17 protein-coding genes are annotated in these 17,836 nt (G+C 66.6%); 8 read left to right on the top strand and 9 right to left on the bottom strand.

Features of this window, described 5'->3' with window-relative positions:
* Nucleotides 1–11 precede the first annotated feature (11 nt).
* From F7O44_RS20600 to F7O44_RS20585, 4 genes are all read right to left on the bottom strand, one after another.
* Entirely contained in the window at nt 12–1,070 is a 1,059-nt protein-coding gene (locus F7O44_RS20600) for a hypothetical protein (protein ID WP_162452150.1), read from the bottom strand.
* Between the two features lie 77 nt (nt 1,071–1,147).
* Entirely contained in the window at nt 1,148–6,613 is a 5,466-nt protein-coding gene (locus F7O44_RS32000) for an ATP-binding protein (protein ID WP_187361522.1), read from the bottom strand.
* A gap of 204 nt (nt 6,614–6,817) precedes the next feature.
* Nucleotides 6,818–7,966 carry a fatty acid desaturase family protein gene (locus F7O44_RS20590; RefSeq protein ID WP_162452242.1) on the bottom strand — a complete coding sequence of 383 codons (1,149 nt, stop codon included), beginning with the start codon at nt 7,964–7,966 and terminating at the stop codon, nt 6,818–6,820.
* Between the two features lie 131 nt (nt 7,967–8,097).
* A complete protein-coding gene (locus F7O44_RS20585) occupies nt 8,098–9,240 on the bottom strand; it encodes a ferredoxin reductase (protein ID WP_222851542.1) in 1,143 nt (380 codons plus the stop codon).
* 125 nt (nt 9,241–9,365) lie between these two features.
* On the opposite strand from F7O44_RS20585, the gene F7O44_RS20580 reads away from it, so the two are divergent.
* From F7O44_RS20580 to F7O44_RS20545, 8 genes are all read left to right on the top strand, one after another.
* Nucleotides 9,366–10,028 (top strand): TetR family transcriptional regulator, encoded by a 663-nt coding sequence (locus F7O44_RS20580; RefSeq protein ID WP_162452148.1) that lies wholly within the window; start codon nt 9,366–9,368, stop codon nt 10,026–10,028.
* 98 nt (nt 10,029–10,126) lie between these two features.
* Nucleotides 10,127–10,477: a PadR family transcriptional regulator gene (locus tag F7O44_RS20575; RefSeq protein WP_162452147.1), complete on the top strand. Its 351-nt coding sequence runs from the start codon at nt 10,127–10,129 to the stop codon at nt 10,475–10,477.
* Entirely contained in the window at nt 10,470–11,165 is a 696-nt protein-coding gene (locus F7O44_RS20570; protein ID WP_162452146.1) for a DUF1700 domain-containing protein, read from the top strand. The genes F7O44_RS20575 and F7O44_RS20570 overlap by 8 nt, the downstream gene beginning before the upstream one ends.
* A gap of 38 nt (nt 11,166–11,203) precedes the next feature.
* Nucleotides 11,204–11,650, top strand: a complete 447-nt coding sequence (locus F7O44_RS20565) for an SRPBCC family protein (protein ID WP_162452145.1) — start codon at nt 11,204–11,206, stop codon at nt 11,648–11,650.
* A 127-nt stretch (nt 11,651–11,777) separates the two neighbouring features.
* Nucleotides 11,778–12,071: a GYD domain-containing protein gene (locus F7O44_RS20560; protein ID WP_162452144.1), complete on the top strand. Its 294-nt coding sequence runs from the start codon at nt 11,778–11,780 to the stop codon at nt 12,069–12,071.
* A 67-nt stretch (nt 12,072–12,138) separates the two neighbouring features.
* The gene (locus F7O44_RS20555) at nt 12,139–12,843 is read left to right on the top strand and encodes a hypothetical protein (protein WP_162452143.1); all 705 of its coding nucleotides are present in this window, start codon (nt 12,139–12,141) and stop codon (nt 12,841–12,843) included.
* Nucleotides 12,844–12,852: 9 nt separating this feature from the next.
* On the top strand, nt 12,853–13,470 hold the full coding sequence (locus tag F7O44_RS20550; protein WP_162452142.1) for a hypothetical protein: 618 nt from the start codon (nt 12,853–12,855) through the stop codon (nt 13,468–13,470).
* Nucleotides 13,467–14,087 (top strand): hypothetical protein, encoded by a 621-nt coding sequence (locus F7O44_RS20545; RefSeq protein ID WP_162452141.1) that lies wholly within the window; start codon nt 13,467–13,469, stop codon nt 14,085–14,087. The genes F7O44_RS20550 and F7O44_RS20545 overlap by 4 nt, the downstream gene beginning before the upstream one ends.
* On the opposite strand, the gene F7O44_RS20540 is transcribed toward F7O44_RS20545, so the two are convergent.
* From F7O44_RS20540 to F7O44_RS20520, 5 genes are all read right to left on the bottom strand, one after another.
* Nucleotides 14,060–15,382: a hypothetical protein gene (locus F7O44_RS20540; RefSeq protein WP_162452140.1), complete on the bottom strand. Its 1,323-nt coding sequence runs from the start codon at nt 15,380–15,382 to the stop codon at nt 14,060–14,062. The two genes, F7O44_RS20545 and F7O44_RS20540, sit on opposite strands and share 28 nt — an antisense overlap.
* Nucleotides 15,383–15,444: 62 nt before the next feature.
* Nucleotides 15,445–15,828 carry a MerR family transcriptional regulator gene (locus F7O44_RS20535; protein WP_162452139.1) on the bottom strand — a complete coding sequence of 128 codons (384 nt, stop codon included), beginning with the start codon at nt 15,826–15,828 and terminating at the stop codon, nt 15,445–15,447.
* 191 nt (nt 15,829–16,019) lie between these two features.
* Complete coding sequence (locus F7O44_RS20530; protein WP_162452240.1) at nt 16,020–16,406, bottom strand: type II toxin-antitoxin system VapC family toxin; 387 nt, start codon at nt 16,404–16,406, stop codon at nt 16,020–16,022.
* A complete protein-coding gene (locus F7O44_RS20525; RefSeq protein WP_162452138.1) occupies nt 16,406–16,639 on the bottom strand; it encodes a type II toxin-antitoxin system Phd/YefM family antitoxin in 234 nt (77 codons plus the stop codon). Before F7O44_RS20525 ends, F7O44_RS20530 begins: the two co-directional genes overlap by 1 nt.
* A 153-nt stretch (nt 16,640–16,792) precedes the next feature.
* On the bottom strand, nt 16,793–17,794 hold the full coding sequence (locus tag F7O44_RS20520) for a LacI family DNA-binding transcriptional regulator (protein ID WP_222851540.1): 1,002 nt from the start codon (nt 17,792–17,794) through the stop codon (nt 16,793–16,795).
* Between the last annotated feature and the right edge of the window lie 42 nt (nt 17,795–17,836).

Here is a 17,836-nt window from a genome sequence, read left to right as displayed (position 1 = left end):
TCATCTCGGCGCTACCGGCGATGCTCGCTGATGGCCGCGAGCTCGTCCGGCCCGAATTCGTCTCCGGGGAACACACAGAAGCCAGAGCCGTGATCCTGCCAGGTCATGGCTGTGGAAAGTGCGTGCGCGAAGTCGGGTGAACCCGGGGAGACACCCCAGTGGTCTTCTGTCGCGGGACCCTGGACCATGGTCACCACCGGCGGCCCGGCCGGCTTGCCGTCCGGGGTCACAGTGGTGGCCACGATGTCCGCGCCGATGATGGCGAGCCAGCTTGCCGGGCGCTGTAATGCGGCGTGGTAGGTCATGGGCAGGAGCACGTCGACAATCTCGCCCAGTTTCCGGGTGTCCTGCCCGACCGCCGCGCGCCGCAGTTCGTCCGTCGCCGGGACGATGAACGCACCTGCCCAACGGCCGGAGGCGGTGACGACATCGGTGAGGCGCCGGCATGCGTCCGCGACGACGTCGCACCGGAACTCCTCCCATGTCGCGGCTAGCCGATCACGCACGGTTGCTGCCGCACGCACCGGATCCGCGGGGTCGATTCCAGGCTCACCGAGGCTGGCCAGATGTTCGTTGAACCGGGTCAAGGTGATCGGATCGAACGACGATCTCCTCCAGGTGGCTCCCGGGCGGAGCTCGAGCTCCCAATGGCATGGCCAGCGGATGAAATCCAGCACGACGCCGTCGGCCTCGGTGTTGTCGAGTACGGCCCGCAACTCGTCGGTGAGGGCCTCGAGGTACCACGTACTCGTCGGGATCACGCCGTGGTACCAGCGCATAGGCTCGAAGACGCGGCCGTGCTCGTCGACGGGGCGCAGCTGCGGGGGTATCTCAGCGGGCAAGGCATGATCGATGAAGCAGCCGAACGAACCCACCAGGCGCAGGCCGCGGGCCCGGCATTCCGCCGCGAACGGTCCCTCTGCAGCGCGCAGCTTTGTCACGACGGTGTCGATGCCGGCTCCGGCCAGCGCGTCGAGCCGCTCCGCGCGCTCACGCACCGGCCAACGCTGCACACCGGCCGGCCTGAGGTAGACCGCCCGCATGTCTGTGAGTTCAGCGTTCAACGTCAACGTCGGACCCCCATTCCCATCACATCCTGCGGCCAAGGCTCGCTAGCGGTTTCCACCACGCCCGGCCTGCCCGCTGCTCATGTGGCTGCTGTGCTCTGGGCCAGTCCTCGCTCCACGGCGGCGATGATCCGCGGCCGGAGATCCTCCGGCCGGATGATCTCGTCCACGGAACCGATGCGCTGGGCGCGTTGGATGGAATGGACGGTGTCGAACTCAGTAGCGACCTCGCCCAGTTTCTCCGCCCGCACCGAAGCCCTGACATCGGCGAGGCGAGTGACCAATGCTCCCCGCTCCGCGCCCTCGGCTTCGGCGATGCGGCTCTCCAGCTCGCTGACCCTCGGGTCGCGCGCCGTGCGTGCGTTGACCTCGGCGGCGAACACAACGGCCGCGGCCGGCGCGCCGCCCAGGACGGACGCGTAGGAGCCTTCGACGGCCAGCACCGTCATGTTGGGGTTGAGGGCCTTGGAGAAGACCACGAACGCACCGCCGTGATAGCGGGAGATCACGCAGAACACGATCGGGCCGCGGAAGTTCACGATGGCCCGGCCGATCTCGGCGCCGTACTCGAGCTGCAGCTTGCGCATCGACTCCGGCGACCCGTCGAACCCGGACAGGTTCGCCAGTACCACCAGCGGCCGGTTCCCGCTGGCCGCGTTGATGGCTCGCGCCGCCTTCTTCGACGAGCGCGGGAACAACGTCCCCGAGGTGTAGGTGTCGGGGCCGTCGGTGGGCGGGAATCCGCGCCTGGGAACTGAGCGCGACTCGATGCCCAGCAGGCATACTGGCCGCCCACCCAGGTGCACGTCCTGCACGACGGCGGTCTCCGCGTCTGCCATGCCTGCCCAGCGTTCCAGGACCGGATGGTCCTGGTCGGCCAGCGCCCGCATCACCGTGCGGATGTCGAACGGCTTCTTGCGGTCCGGGTTGGTGTCCTTTGAAAAGATCTGTCCGACGGTGGTGAAGTCGCTGTCGGCGACGGAGTGCGGGTAGTCGGAGACATCGCGGTCGGTGGGGTCGGTTGTGGCGGCCCTGCGCGGCCCGCCCTCTCCCGGCAGCACGTAACTGTGGTCGTAGTGGGAGAGCAACACCCCATGCGCGGCCCGCAGATCCGGCGCCCAGTACTGCGCTTGGCCGTTGGGCCCCATTACGCGGTCGTAGCCGCCGATGCCGAAGTTGTCTTCGGCCGACACGCCACCGGAGAAGTCCAGTGACTGTTTGCCTGTCAGCACCATCGCCGAGTCCGGTGTCATCACGAGGATGCCCTTCGTGTGCATGAGCATCGTGGCCTCGGCGTTCCAGTACGGCTGGGCGCCGACGTTGATCCCGGCGACGACGACGTTGATCTCGCCACCGGCCTGGGTGAAATGCACGATGCGGCGTAGCGCAGCCGCGATCCAGTCCATGTTCTCGGTACCTGAGTCCATCGCGATCCGGGCACCCGCGGACAACGCATACCACTCCACTGGCAGCCGCAGCCGTTCGGCGAGGTCGAGCGCCGCGATGACCCGCGCGCATTCCGGTTCGGACAGCGCGCCCAGGGCTTTGGTCGGGTCACCGAGAAGTACCACCCGGCTCATGCCCTCGGGGTACCGCTCGGTCGGGGTGGTGGCTACTCCGGCCACGATGCCGGCCTTGTTGAGCCCTTTCGGGCGGTCGACGGGGGAGAGCGCACCGGCCTCGTCGAGATCGTGCTCGACGAACGTCCCACCTGGCCCGGCGATCATGCCGGTGAGCTCGTACGGGTAGACGGTGCCCCGTCGCCGCGCCCGCAGCACCTTCTGGCCGTAGTCGTCCAGCGGCTGAATCGGTTCCGATGGCGGCTCGGTGACCTCCAGCCGGACGCCGCTGCCGACGTCGTACGAGATACGCACCGCGATCGCATGCAGCTGCCCGGTCGAGGGGTCACGCTGACGGCCGAGGAAGACCACCTCCTCGAGCCCGGCACCGGCCGTGGTCGGCACGACACGCTCGGCGATGGCCCGGAGGTCGTCCGGGGTGAGATCGCTGGGCGGCCACACGTAGAGAAAGATCCGGTTGGTGTCCAGCCGCTTGTTGGCCGGTCGTTGTGCCTGGCCCTTGCGGATGGCGTCGAGGCAGGCACCTAGTGCGCCCTCGATGGCGGGAAGGGCGTGGATCTGGCCATCGGCATCGCGTAGCGGCGTCAAGTCCCGGACCTGTGCCAGCGCCACCAGCCGCTCGTCGGACGGATTGCTCGGCGCGACACAACGCAGCAGGTAGACGTCTTCGTCGGCGGACGGGAGCCGGGTCAGGTCGAAGTGGCGCAGCCGCTGCAGCTGCAGTCTCTGGCCGATCATCGGGTGCAGGCCGCGGATCAGCCGCTCTTCGGTCAGCCCTGTCGTGGACGGCCGGAACGTGAAGTGATGGTGCAGTACGGCGCCGCTGCTCCCGGCGACGGTGGCGGTGATCCGGCGCAGGTTGCTGGGCAGTGTGCTGGCGCTCAGCGCCCGGTGCAGCTCGTCGGCCATGACATCGACGTCGGACGGCTGATCCGTCCAAGCGAGATAGATGTCTGCGACAAGATCAGCGGAGGCTGGCTCGACGGCGGCAGCCTCGGACACCGCCGTCATGGCGTCGTGCAGCTCGGTGAACTCGGCAACGGTTGCCAGCGATCGCTGCGGCTGCCCGTCGAGCTCGTATTCCGTGGTGACGAAAGCTCGGTCGCCGACCCGTTCGCAGCGAACCTCGGACAGGTCGTGTTCCCGGTAGTACCGGCGGCTCATGACCTCGAGCAGCGGGCCGATGTCGGCGTCCGGCCGGCCGATGCGCTGGCCCAGCAGCCGCACGAGCGGCTCGGGACTGGCGACCATGTCCGCGATCCGTTCTTGACGGTCGGCAGCGTCCGGATGCTGGTCGAGGTAACGCAGATGATGCCGGACTCGCGTGTAGACCTCGGCGCGAGTGCGGCGCAGCAGTGGCTGGGCGAACCAGCGGAAGACCAGGCTGCGCGCGAGGTCTCCGATCACCGGGAAGCGCAGTTGGGTCGCCACGACGAGCCGTTCCAGCGCCTGGCCGACGGTTTCTCGAAGCTCGCCCCCGGGAGGTGGCTCGGTCAGCCACTGTTGTAGCAGCGCGGTGATGACGGAGGCTTCGGCACCAGCCCGCTGCTGAGCGAGGAAGATGCGGAACACGGCCTCTTCCAGCGCGGGTGTGCGGTCCAGGCCGTCGACTCCGTAGTGACTCAGCACCCGGGTGAGGCGACCTTGGAACGTCTCGGACAGTCCGGCCCGTTCGGCGTCGAGGCTTTGAAGATAGGTATGGAAATGTTCGCGCGGACTTCGAACCCGGGTGTCTGCCTTGGCTCCGTCATCGAGGCCCGCCGGTTTGTTACGGCTGATCTCTGACAGATCGGCGAACAGCTCGAGTAGCGCGACCTCGGCCGCCAGCGGCGGATGGGGCAACTCGGCGCGGGCGGCGAGATAGCCGCGCAGCGTCTGGCCGTCGTCTTGCGGATCGATATCGAAGCCGAGCAGCATGCTGCGCAGATCGGCAAGCCCGCGGTCTACCCGGTGCCCGGCGGAGAGCCCATCCGGTTCGGCCGGCAGATCGAGGTCGGACGCAGTGGACCCCGCGGATCTTTCGGTCTCAGCGTTGCCGAGTGGTTCGAGGCGCAGCAGCGGTGTGCCAGTGCCGACCTGGCTGCCGACGGAGACCAGGCAGTCGCGAAGTTGCGCACGGAACGGCGCGCGCAGCACGGTCTCCATCTTCATGCTTTCGAGCACGAGAATCGGCGCGTCGGCTTCGACCACGTCACCGGTAGCCACTGGGGTGGCGACCACCAGCGCGGGCGCCGGTGAGCGAACCACGCCGCCCTCGTCCCGGCTGATCCGATGGGTGACGCCGTTGACCTCGACCAGATGAATCGGCCCGTGGGTGCCGGTGACGAGCCGGAATCGGTGGCCGTTGAGGTGGACCTGTCCGGTGTGCTCGCTGAACCGCTCCAAGACCGCGTCGATCGTCCGGACGTGATCTCCGGTGATGAACCCGACCCGGTAGCGGCCGGGACCGGTCTCGGCGACGGTGAGCCGGTAGCTCGCGCCGCGCAGCTTGAGATCGATCGGCCGGCCGCTCTCGTGCTGGACCTGTGGGCGCCCACCGTGCGCGGTCGACAGCAAGCGTTGCAGCTCAACCTGTTTCTCGTCCTGGTAGGCCTCGATCGCCGCGGCCGCCAGTGCGACCCCGGAGTGCTGGTCGGAGACCAGTTTTCCGTCGGCTCGCACCCGGTCGATCCAGCCGGTGTCAGCAGTTGCGCTGATCACCTCGGGTTCGTCGAGCAGGTCGATCACGAAGCTCTTGTTGGTGGTGCCGCCCTCGATGACGACGGTTGTCTCCCGCATCGCCCGGCGCAGCCTGGACAGCGCTTCGTCCCTGGTGCGCCCGTAGGCGATGATCTTGGCGATCATCGAATCGAAGTCTGAGGGGATCTCGTCGCCCTCGCTGACGCCGGTGTCGACGCGGATGCCTGGGCCGGAGGGCAGATCGAGCAGCGCGATGCGGCCCGGGGCCGGTGCGAAGTCGCGGTCGGGATCTTCGGCGTTGAGCCTGGCTTCGACGGCGTGGCCCAGCTCACCGGGGGCGGTGCCGCTGAGTGTGCCTCCGGCGGCCACGTGTAGCTGGGCCTTTACCAGGTCCATGCCCGTGGTGGCTTCGGTGATCGGATGCTCGACCTGCAGCCGGGTGTTCACCTCGAGGAACGCGAACAGCTGGTCCTTCGGGTGGTAGAGGAATTCCACGGTCCCGGCGCCGCGGTAGCCGACGGCGAGCGCGAGCCGTTCGGCGGCGGCCTTGAGCTCATCGGTCTGTTCTGGGGAGAGGACCGGCGACGCCGACTCCTCGATGATCTTCTGGTTACGACGCTGCACGGAGCAGTCGCGCACACCCAGCGCCCAGGCGGTGCCCTGGCCGTCGGCGATCACCTGGACTTCGACATGCCGGGCACCGGTGATCAACCTCTCGAGGAACACCACGCCGCTGCCGAACGCGCGTTCTGCTTCCAGACAGGTGCGCTCGTAGGCCTCGGCCAGCTCTTCTGGGCCGGTGACGACGCGGATCCCCCGGCCTCCGCCGCCCGCGCTCGCTTTGAGCATCAAGGGATACCCGATCCGTTCGGCCGCCGCCAGCGCGGCGTCGAGGTCCTCGACCGGACCGCGGCTCCAGGGTGCGACCGGTACACCGACTTCTTCGGCGATCAGCTTGGAGCCGATCTTGTCGCCCAGCTTGCGCATCGATTCGGGGTCCGGGCCGATGAACGTCACGCCGAGCTTCTCGCAGAGCTCGGCAAAGGCGGGATCTTCGGCGACGAAGCCCCAGCCGACCCACGCGGCGTCGGCGCCGGTCTCGACCAATGCGCGCTCCAGCGCCGCGAGGTCGATGTAGGGGCGCTGCGCGGCCGGGCCGAGATAGTAGGCGTGGTCCGCGTTGCGCACGAACGTGGCCGTTGCATCGGCGTCGGTGTAGAGCGCCACGGTCTCGACGTGTGGCCCACCCTCCGCGTTGAGTTCACTGACCGCGTGGATGAGCCGCATCGCGGCCTCTCCACGATTGACGATGGCGACACGAGAGAACACCGAATCGAGCCTCACAAAACCGGCGACAGACGATCGTGGCTGCGTTGCCACTTATCCAAGCATCCCGGTTACCGGTGGGTAGAGGGGTCGTCCGTCACAACACGCGCGGTAGCACGATTTTCGTAGGAAGTCCCCAAAAGCCGGCGCTGACCGCCGCGATTCTCACGCGCCGCCGGCGTGGGCCGCGGCCTCTCGCTTGGCCTCGCGCAGGGCCTTCGACTCGGGGCTGTTGCCTTGCTTGTACGGGTCGGCTGGCTTCTTCGCGAGCACAGCGAGTTGCCGGGCCACGCTGAGCAGTTGCCTGGACAGCCGACCGGTGTTGTACGGCAGGCCGTACTTCTCGACGAGGCGGCGCACATCGTTTGCCACCTCCGGGTACCGGCGCGCCGGGATGTCGGGAAAGATGTGGTGTTCGATCTGGTGGCTGAGGTTTCCGGTCAAGAGGTGGAACAACGGCGTGCCGCTGATGTTGGCCGAGCCGAGCAGCTGACGCAGGTACCACTGGCCGCGGTTCTCGTTCTCGGCTTCCTCTTCGGTGAAGGTCTGCACGTCAGCGGGGAAGTGCCCGCAGAAGATGACGTTGAACGACCAGATGTTGCGGATGACGTTGGCTACGACGTTGGCGCCCAGGACAGCCAGCGGCACCCACCACGACGTGAATGGGATGAGCGGCACGGCCAGGGCCGGGTACAGCAGGTAATCCTTGAACACCTGGCGGCGGATCTTGCGCCACGCCCGCTTCTTCTGGGCCTGGAACTCGGCTTCGGACATCTTGCCGCTGAGGTAGTCGTCGCGCTCGATGTTGTGGTGCATCACCCCCCATTCGAAGACCAGCATGAGCATGAAAGCGATCGGGAGGTTGAACCGGTGGCGCGGATACCACGGCTGGTCTTCGTCGATGCGGAAGAGGTCGTAGCCGATGTCACGGTCCATCCCGTGGATGTTCGTGTAGGTGTGGTGCACGAAGTTGTGGCTGCGCTTCCAATCCTCCGCGGGCGCCACGATGTCCCACTCGTAGCGCTTGCCGTTCACCATGGGATCGTTCATCCAGTCGTACTGGCCGTGTAAGACGTTGTGCCCGATCTCCATGTTCTCGATGATTTTGGAGAGCGCGAGGAGTGCCAGTCCGAGAACGAAGACCGGCCAGAAGAACGGGAAGAACAGCCCGATTCGCCCCAGCACCTCGAAGGACCGCTGCACCTTGATGACCCGACGGATGTAATTGGCGTCGGCCTGGCCGAGATCGTTCAGCACCCGGCGGCGGACGGCGTCGAGCTCGTCGCCGAACTCTTCGAGCTGTTCGTAGGTCATGTACTCGAGGCCGATGGTGGAACGTTTGTCTGTGCCCTTACCGACCAGTGGCTTCGGCGCCTCGTCGTGGTTCACCGCGCTGAGCGGCTCGATGGGTGCGAGTTTCTTTGGCAAGGTCGTCTCTCAATCGCTCACAGAGCCACGTTCACGTCGCCGACCGGCACGTTCACACAGATCTTGATGGTCTCGTCGGTATTGGCGGCCACATCTCCGCTGATGACGTGCCGGACGGCACCATGGTTCTTCCGGATCGCGCAGGTGTTGCAGACACCCATGCGGCAGCCGAACTCTGGGGTCAAACCGGCGGACTCGGCCTGCTCCAGGATTGTCTCGCCGGAATTGTCCACGACCTTCGCGCTGTTTTCGAAGGTCAGGGCGCCCGTGGCATCCGCTGCGTCGAGGTCGACCGCCGGCACCTTGAAATACTCCGTGCGCAGCTGTCCGGTTGCGCCGAGCTTCTCGTAGAGGTCGCTGACCGTGGAGATCAAGCCCGACGGTCCGCACACGTAGCTGACCGCGTCGGCCGGATCGATCCCGATGTGCTCCAGGTGCCCGGCGTCGAAACGGCCCACCAGTTCGGCGTCGGGCACTGGCTCCCGCGTGTAGATGCGCACCACCCGCACGGAGGGCATGTCGACCGCGATCTGATCGAGGTCGTCGGAGAACATCTCGTCAGCGCGGGACCGGGAATAGTGCAAGAAGGTCACGTTCCCGCGGTGGCCGGTGTCGCACAGGGTGCGCAGCATGGACATCAGCGGGGTGATCCCACTGCCGCCGCTGATCAGCAACAGCGGGTCTGGCACCGGATCCGGCAACACGAAGTCACCTTCGGCTTGCGACAGGTAGACGAGAGTCTTGGGTCGCAACTCGTGGTGGAGGAACTGGGAAACGTATCCGTCCGGATGTGCCTTGACCGACACGGAGAACAGTCCGTCCTGGCGTGCCCGCGAGCTGGAGACCGAGAAGCAGCGGATCTTCCGCGTTCCGTCGACTTCGACCCCGAACTGGACATGCTGGCCAGGCTTGAAGCCTCGCCAGGCGCCGTTGGGCCGCAGGAGCACAGTGCTCGCCTGGTCGCTCTCGCGCACCACCTCAACGACCCTGGCCCGCACGTTTCGCACGGCCAGCATCGGGTGCAACTGCTCGAGATAATGGTCGATCGAATGGGGAGACGTCAGGGACGCCACAGCTCGCGAGCTGAGCAGACGCCGGATGATGCCGATGGACGCCTCCGAATGGTCAGTAAACAGTCGTTCACTAAGAGTGTTACCCACACCGGAAAGGTCGACAACACGCCCACGATGTGAAATGGAACACGTCGATACACCTGTTCACTCGGTATCGCCGTTGACGGAGCGGCGACTCCTCGGCGCGGCCGTCGGACGCCTATGCTGTGGACATGTCCGAGGCCGTGCGCGCTATCACCCGGCAAGAGCAGAAGGAACGAACTCGCGAGTCGATTCTCGCATCGGCCCTCGAGCTGAGCCGGACGCTGGGTTTCGCGCAGATCAGCATCCGGCAGGTGACGCGCCACGCGGGTCTTGTGCCGGCCGCGTTCTACCGGCATTTCGAATCGATGGAACAGCTCGGCCTGACGCTGGTCGAGCAATCCTTCGCCACGCTGCGACGGATGATCCGGGACGCTCAAACTGACCCGTATGTCCTGGACAACATCATCGATGAGTCCGCACGTGTGCTGGTCGAAGCCGTCCGGCAGAACCAGGCGCACTTCGGGTTCATGTCGCGCGAACGCGTCGGGGGATCATCCGTGGTGCGCCTGGCCATCCGCCATGAGCTCGACCTGTTCGTCAGCGAGCTGGCGGTCGTGCTGGCACGGTTGCCCAACATTCAGAACTGGCACAGCGACGACGTGCACATGGTGTCGCGGCTCTTCGTCCGGAACATGGTCGCTCATGCTGAAGAGCTCGCCGAGCTTCCACCCGGTAGCCCCGAGCTGGAGGAACGGATCAGGGACGAGGCGCGCCGCGAAATGCGCCTGATCGTCATCGGGTTCCGCGACTGGCGACCACAGAGGGCGAGAGCCCTGCCTCATACCTCTTGATCATTGGCTTTTGACCCCACGATCGTGGGGTCAAAGCCAATGATCACGGGGAGGTCGTGGGCGGCGGGTGTCTTGTCACGCATGCTATGTTGTGTCGCATGGTACCTAGTGAGGCGCAGATCCTGACGAATCTTCGTCGTGGCTCGTTGGAGTACTGCATATTGGCTCTGCTACGCGACGGTGAACGGTACGGGCTGGACATCGCCCAGCATCTGACCGACGGGGTCCTGCTCGCTGGCGAGGGGACGTTGTATCCGTTGTTGTCCCGGTTGCGGAAGGGGGGCCTGGTCGCGACATCTTGGCAGGAATCCAGCACGGGTCCACCCCGCCGGTACTACAGCCTTACGGCTGACGGGCGCGAGGCGCTGCGGGTGTTCGAGTCGGCATGGGTGCCGTTTCGCGCGGCAGTCGATGCAGTTGTGGGGCACAAGGTGGACCGGGATGACTGAACGATCGGGAGAGGGAGCGATGCGCAACAACACGCAGCTCGAGAAGGTGCGGCTGTACTTGGACGAACTCGATGCCGCGCTGGCCGCGCGCGGTGTGTTCGAGCGGGCGGAGATTGTTGCCTCGGTGCGTGAGCACATCGAGTCCGCGCTTGGCGAGAGTGGGGCGGCGGCCGACGCCGACGCCGTCCTGGCGTCGCTGGGCGACCCGTTGACGATCGCCGCGGAGGCTGACGACGTAGGAGGTCGTGGCCGGCGCGATGACTCCGCTCCCGCGACGCTGAGTTCGTCCTGGGTGCCGCCAGCCGTGATCGCTTTGGTGATGCTCAGCAGCCTGGCTTTGATGTTCTATCTGCCGATCGTCACGTTGCTGATCGGGTTGGTAGTGCTGTGGGTTTCAACTCTGTGGCGCCCAGGCGAGAAGTTGCTGGGCACGTTCATGTTGCCACTGCCGGGGGTGGCGTTGTGGGCGGCGCTCGGCGCCGGCTTCACCTCCGGCGAGGTCTGCGTGTCCGAATCCACGGAGGTGGAAGTCGGCTCGGGGCAGATCCCTGACGTGGAACAGGTATGCACGGGTGGCGCGACGGTGTGGGGCAGCGTTGTCGGCACCGGATTCTTCGCCGCGGCGTTGGCGGCCGGCATCGCCGCGGCAGTCGTGATCTACCGTCGCGGCATGTCTCGTGTTCGCTGATACTTCCGGTCGCCTTGCCGGGCTGCGAGACTGACGTGATGAAAGCGCAGCCGGGCGGCCGGGTTCTCGAGCTGACACGGGTGCTGAACGCGCCGCTTGCCCGGGTCTTCAGAGCGCTGACTGAGCCGGCCGAGCTGGTCACGTGGTGGGGGCCGCACGGATTCACCACACCGGAGATCACGCTCGACGTCCACGTAGGCGGCCGCTACCGATTCACAATGCAGCCACCGGACGGCGACCCGTTCCATCTGTCCGGGGAGTTCCTCGAGGTCGACCCGCCGAATCGTCTCGTCTACACGTTCCGCTGGGACGAACCGGCCCCCGACGACCAGGAGACGGTCGTCGTATTGACGTTCCAGGCCGTCAACGACGGCACACGTGTATCGCTCTCGCACGGCGAATTCGCCACAGAGGAGCGGCTCGCTCTGCACCGGGGTGGCTGGACCGACGCCTTCGACAGGCTCCGTGCCCTGGTCGAGCCGTAGCTTCGCAAAGCGCACCCGGGCAAGACGTTCCCAAGACGGCGGCAGAGACGTACCGTAGAAGCAAGTCGCCGTGCGGGTGGCAACGGCGGCATCGGGCTGGAACAAGCCTCACGGGGGTGAAGGCGCAATGCCTACCTACATCAGTCTCATCAAATGGACCGATCAAGGGGTCCAGAGCTTCAAGGAGTCCGTGAGCCGGGCTCAGGCGGCCAGAGATATGGCCGAACGAATGGGCGGCACCTTGAAAGACGTGTACTGGACGGTGGGCGAATGCGACATCGTCTCGATCGCCGACTTTCCCGACGACGCGACCGGTACCGCCTTTCTGCTGGCCATCGGCTCCCAGGGTAATATCCGGACCTCGACCATGCGGGCGTTCGATGAGGAGCAGTTCGCTGAAGTTCTGGGTAAGCTCGGCTAACCGCCAGTGTTGTGGTTAACACGACACTGGCTTCCGCTTGGCGGCGGCGACATTAGAATCCGGTGCTGTGAGGACCCAGGGGGGCGTCCGGCGGGTTGTCCGGGCTAATGCGCGAGCACGGCTGGCGTTGTGGTGCGGCCTGTTCGCCTGTGGCGTGCTTGCCTTCGCCGCTGCGGTCGCGGGTGTCGCCGGGGACTTCGCGCCGCGCGCGCTGATCGGGGAAGTTCGCGCTGCCAGCGCGGAGAAGGACCAGCTCGTAGCCGGTACCTCGGTCGATACCGGCCCCTTTCGGGTGACGATCGAGCGCGCGCGGGTACTGGACGAGTTGCCGGGCATATCCGAGTCGGACGATTCGACGCGGGTCGTCGCCCTCGTGGTCACCGCCGCGGTCACCGGGCCGCGGACGCTTGGCGGTTGGATGCTCGCCGACACCGTCGCCCTCCAAGGCGTCGACGGGCTGGTCGACGCTCCGGACCCGTTCGCTGCGGACGAGGACGGGGCCGCCGACATCGATGACGACGCGCCGGTGCCCGCACCGAACGTCGTCGTCATGGCGGACGGCTCGCGGCTGGACGCACTGCAACCCGGTCTCCCGTACGAGGTGGCGATGGTGTGGGAGCAGGCGTCGGACTCTCCGGCCCCGACGGAGCTCGAGGTGGTCATCGCGGGCCGGACTTTGCGGGAGAGTTCGCTGGACCGCTCCATGGAATGGCTCGATCGCAAACAGGTGGCGGCCGGGCGCGTCCCAGTGACGCCGCCGGATGCCGAGTGATGACGGCTGATGAAACATCGTCGTCGCACGCGCAGATCGGTGGCCGGCTCGGTGAGCGTCGCCGCGATCATCGCGGCGGTGCTGGTGATTGGGCATGCGTTAGACCGAGTGCTTCCCGACAGCGACGATGCGGCCCGTCCCTTCGAGCGGGCCGGTGTGGTGGGTGAGCCGCTCGACCTGCGCTACGGCACGATCGAGATCGGCGCACCGGTCGGTTCGACCCGGCTCGACAGCGGCAGCCGCACGTTCTCGACCACGGGGGTCTATGTGGTCGTGCCGATCACCTTCACCGCCGCTCACGAGCCTCAGACGCTGTCTTATGCCGCTGTGCGCGACGCGGAGGGCCGGATCTTCGAAGCCGGTTCGCAACGTAGTCCGTATTCGATGAACGGCGCCACCCAGCCGGGTATACCCAGGCATGCGTACGTCGCGGTGGAGTTGCCCGCGGACGCGGTGGCCGGTGCCCAGCTGGTCCTCGCGCCGCAGCCGAACGACGACAACCACCGGCGCGACGACGTGGCCGTTTTCGACCTCGGGCTGACGGAGGCCGACGCCCAGGGTTGGTCGGCCGATGAGAACGGGGTGGCGGTCGAGACGGTTGCGGAGGGGTCGGGGGCACGCCCGTGACCGGATCCGGGTGGTGGCGGCGTAACCGCTGGGGTCTGGTCGCCCTGCCGTTCGTGTTGACAGCCGCCCTCGTTGCCAGCTCCTACCACGTGGAGGACCGGTGGTGGCTGCAGCGCCCGCGAATGGCCGTGTCAGCCGAACAAGGGGAGTGGGCCGATTTCGCCGATTCCCGCTACGACCGGAGCGGAGATGTGCCTATCGAGCTGCGTGCGCGGTTGATCAGCTTGGAGGAGGCAACGCAGCCTTTCGGACGTCCCGGCGACGACCTCGACCTCCCGTCCGGAACCCAAGGGGTCGCCGTCGTACTCGAACTCGTCGCGGACCCTGACGTTCCGCTCGCTGGTTGCCGGCTCAGCCTCGTCGGCGCAGACGGCACCGAGTACGTCTACCAGCACGCAGCGCCGTCGCTTGGCCAGGTGAGCTCGCCATGTGTTCCTCCCGAGTCGCCCGGCCCGGCACTGGACCTCTTCGAGAGTCCCGATGATCCCGAAGGTGACCCGAGACCAGAGCAATGGAGCGTCGAGCCGGTGGTGGTGGTGCCCGAAGACGTCACAGTGGTCGAAGTGCGGCTGACGTGGGGTCCGCCGCGCTACCTCGCGTTCCGGGTGGCGTCGTGACCAGTGCCGGCGGCCGCTTGCCCGCGGCCCAGGAAGCGATCGATCGCGGCGCCGAGCAGGCAGACCACCACCACGGTCCCGACAGCGTGCGAGACCATCGAGGTGTGTGGCGCGAACGCGAGCGCCGTGTCCAGTGGCATCGGGCCCAGAATCTGGCGCCACGCCAGATTCAGCACCTGTTCCAGCCGTTGAGCAGCGATGAACACGATGGCGAAGAGCAGTACTGGCGGTAGTCCAGCCATCGCCAGCCGACGCAGGCCGGTGCTGATCTCACCGAAACGTTGCGAGAGGCCCGAGTTGAGTTCACGGCCGACAGCTCGGATCGGCGGCGGCATCCGGCTGGCCAGGTGTCGGCGCGGTGGTGCGCGGTGCGCCGCGCCGCGCCGCTGTGGCTCGTCGAGGAAGCTCTCATAGACGATGGCACCCAACGCCAACCAGGCCAGCGGGACCACGATCAGAGTGTCGGCCGAACCGAGCAGGGGCGGCACTACCTCTGCGATCTGCCGGAACACATCGGCCAGGGGGCCGGCGGCCGCCAGGAGGGGATGCCACAGATCAGCGATCACCTGAACGGCCGGTAGCTCCTTGATCTGTCCGACGACGGTGCCCGCATGGGCGCTGAGCATGCGAGCCAGCGTGATCAGCCATAGGGCTTCGACGTACGCGGCCATCCACACCAGGCCCCGCACGTGCCGGCGGCGGCCCAAGGCTTCCAGGGCGAACCGTAGGGTGAGGGCGATGAGCACCAGAAGAACGGCTACCCGGCCGGTGGCCAGTGCGGTACGGTTCGGGTCGATCGTGCCGGTGCCCAAGAGCACGTCGACATCGAACAGTTCGTCGGCCACGGCGGTGTTGACGAAACGGAACACGTCCTCGTCGAGGAATCCATAGGATGCGTAGATCGCCAGGAACGGTACGAGCACGCTGCCGGTCAGCGCCGCGATGCCTGCGGTCCCGCGTGCGCCGGACGTGGCCGCGGACAACGACGGAAGCGAATGGCGAATGGAGTACAACGCCCCGATCAGCGCGGACGCCGCAGCCAATGGAGCGAAGGCGAGTACGAGTACGCCGAGGGTTCCGCTGAGGTCGCTGAGCTCGACGGCCGCCCAGATGGCTGCGTAGCGGGCGGCTTCACCCGCGAAGAGGATCGCCAGGACTACCGGCCAATGACGGATCAGCAGCCGGCCGGCCCGGGTGAAGACAGCAAACAGGTCGCTGACGGCCGTACGTGCCGCTACCGTCAAGACCGGCGGGCGCGGCGGGTCACCATGCGCTCTTGCCTGGCCGGTACTCACCGCCCCATTCTGCGTGAGCTCTGCCGCCCTTCAGCCGCGGCCCGCCGCATATGACGCTGACGTCACGCTTTCGCGTGGTCGCGCGAGTGGACCTCCGACGCGGTGGAGATCACTTCGTCCAGAAGATCACGGGAGCGCAGCAGGTCGGAGATGGTGTGATCGATCCGGCTGCGCTCGGCTCGCAGCTCGTCGACCAGTCGCGGAGTGGCGACCTCGTTGGGGCCGCCGTCGGGATCGCGCATGCAGGGGAGTAGCTCGGCGATCTTCTTGCTGTGCAGGTTCGCGGCGAACAGCATCTGAATCAGGACCACCCGGTCGACCGCCGACTCGGGATACTCGCGGTGCCCGCCTGAGGTGCGCCGAGGCACGAGCAGCCCTTGGGTCTCGTAGTACCGCAGAGAACGCTCACTTACGCCGGCACGTTCGGCCAGCTCACCGATGCGCATGGAGCCATCCTGGGGATTCGACTTGAATCTGACATTGGTGTGAACTTCTACCTTAGCGGCGACGTGCGGCGGACGACGAGCTTCCGACAAGTCACCCGGACAAGAAGATATCCAAGGCCGCCCGGAAAGCCGCCTTCAAGGCGGGTTCCCGCTCTTGACGGCGAGGCATGCGTCGAGTCGACCGTTTCGTCTCACCAGAGCGTGCTGACCCCGAACTGCTCGAAAGCTGGGTCTTTGCTGATCAGCGGCAGCTTTTCGAGTTCGCTCTGGGCGGCGAGCATGCGGTCGAAGGGGTCTCGGTGTGTGGTGTCATATCCTGCTGCGCGGAGACTGTGCAGGTACGTGATCGGTAAGTGCACGAATCCGTCGGCTGCCGTCAACTCGGCGAACCGCTCGGCGGCTTGGGGGACTTCGTCAAGTTTGCCGAGCCGTTGTTTCGTGGCGATTTCCCATGCGGATGCCGCGCTGACGAATACGTCATTGGATTCGTTGCCTATGACGTCTCGGGCACTGGTCGGTAGGTGCGGGCTATCGGTGAACCACCACAGGAGGGTGTGAGTGTCCAGCAGGACCTGCATTACCACTGGCCCCAGGCATCGATTTCTTCGGGGGGCAGGGGTTCGAAGAACGCGTCATCGACCCGACCAGCAAGACGTCCAGGCTGCCGGCGCGGCGGTTCGGGTGCCAGAGGCATCAAACGTGCGTATGGTTTACCGGCCTTGGCCAGAATGATTTCTTGTCCGGAGTGAGCCTGGTCCAGCAGCTTGGAGAACTGTGTCTTGGCGTCGTGCACATTCACGATCGGGCTCATACCTGACCTCCCAGTTTCTGGCTAAGTCACTGGACTAAGCTTAGCGCCTTTGGCGCATGCGTCAAGATCTCAGGAGCCGCGTCGTCTATTCCCGGATGTGACCTCGCGCGACAATAAGCTTCCTCATGGTCGCCAGAGCGACAGCAAGCTTCCTCATGGTCGCCGGATTCGGGGTGTGCTCTCCCGGAGTGCGACGTCGGCCGTTACGTGGCGGACCGTTGACGCGTCGTCGCCGCTCAGTGCGAGGTCCATAGCGGTGCGGCCGACGTCATGCATAGGCACGGCTACGGTGGTCAGCGCCGGTGTCACATCGAGCGCCGCCGCGATGTCGTCGAAGCCGGCGACCGCGATATCCCGTCCCGGTGTCATGCCTGCCTCGCGAAACGCGGTCATCGCACCGATCGCCATCACGTCGTTCACGGCGAAAACCAGTTCCAATCCTGCTATGTCCCGCTCGACGAGCCCTCGGGCAGCCGCGTATCCGCCCGCGCGGGTGAAGTCCGCCTCGATCACCCACTGCTCGTCGAGCCGCGCCCCTGCCTGCCGGAGTCCCGCGACGAACCCTTCGTACCGATCTTGTGAAGTCCGCAGCGACGTGTGCGCGCGAAGTATGCCGAACCGGCGATACCCTAGGCCGGTCAGCGCTCGGGCGAGTCGCTCCGCGCCACCGGAGTTGTCGACACTCACGGTGCTGAACGGAAGATCATGCTGGCTGATGACGACGACGCTGCCGCCCACCTCCCGGTAGGCTGCGAGCTCCTCGACGAGCGTCTCGCGAATCCCGTTGCCGGCGATGCGGCTTCCGGCCAGGATGATGGACCGCGGCCGCTGACCGCGCAACGTCCGGACGATCTCGAGTTCCCGCTCCGGCGATCGATCGGCCACCGCCATGGTGACGATCAGGCCAGCCTGCTCGGCCCGCTGGACGGTACCGGCGGCGATCGAGGAGAAATAGGGGTCGTCGATGCCTCGGACCACGAGTGCGACCGTGGCGGTCGAGCCCCGGGCGATGGCTTGGGCCGACATGTGTGGCTCATAGTTCAGCTTGGCGGCCGCGGCCCGAACCCGGGCGGCGTTTGCGTCGCGTACGTTGCGGATGCTGCCGTTGAGCACCCGTGAGGCGGTGGCCGGAGAGACGCCGGCTTCGCGGGCCACGTCGCGCAAGGTGACAGCTCGACGGGGGCCGTTCGCGGCCGT

The sequence above is a fragment of the Phytoactinopolyspora mesophila genome, assembly GCF_010122465.1.
Classification (GTDB): Bacteria; Actinomycetota; Actinomycetes; order Jiangellales; family Jiangellaceae; genus Phytoactinopolyspora; species Phytoactinopolyspora mesophila.
This window is presented reverse-complemented; position numbering and strand designations above follow the sequence as displayed.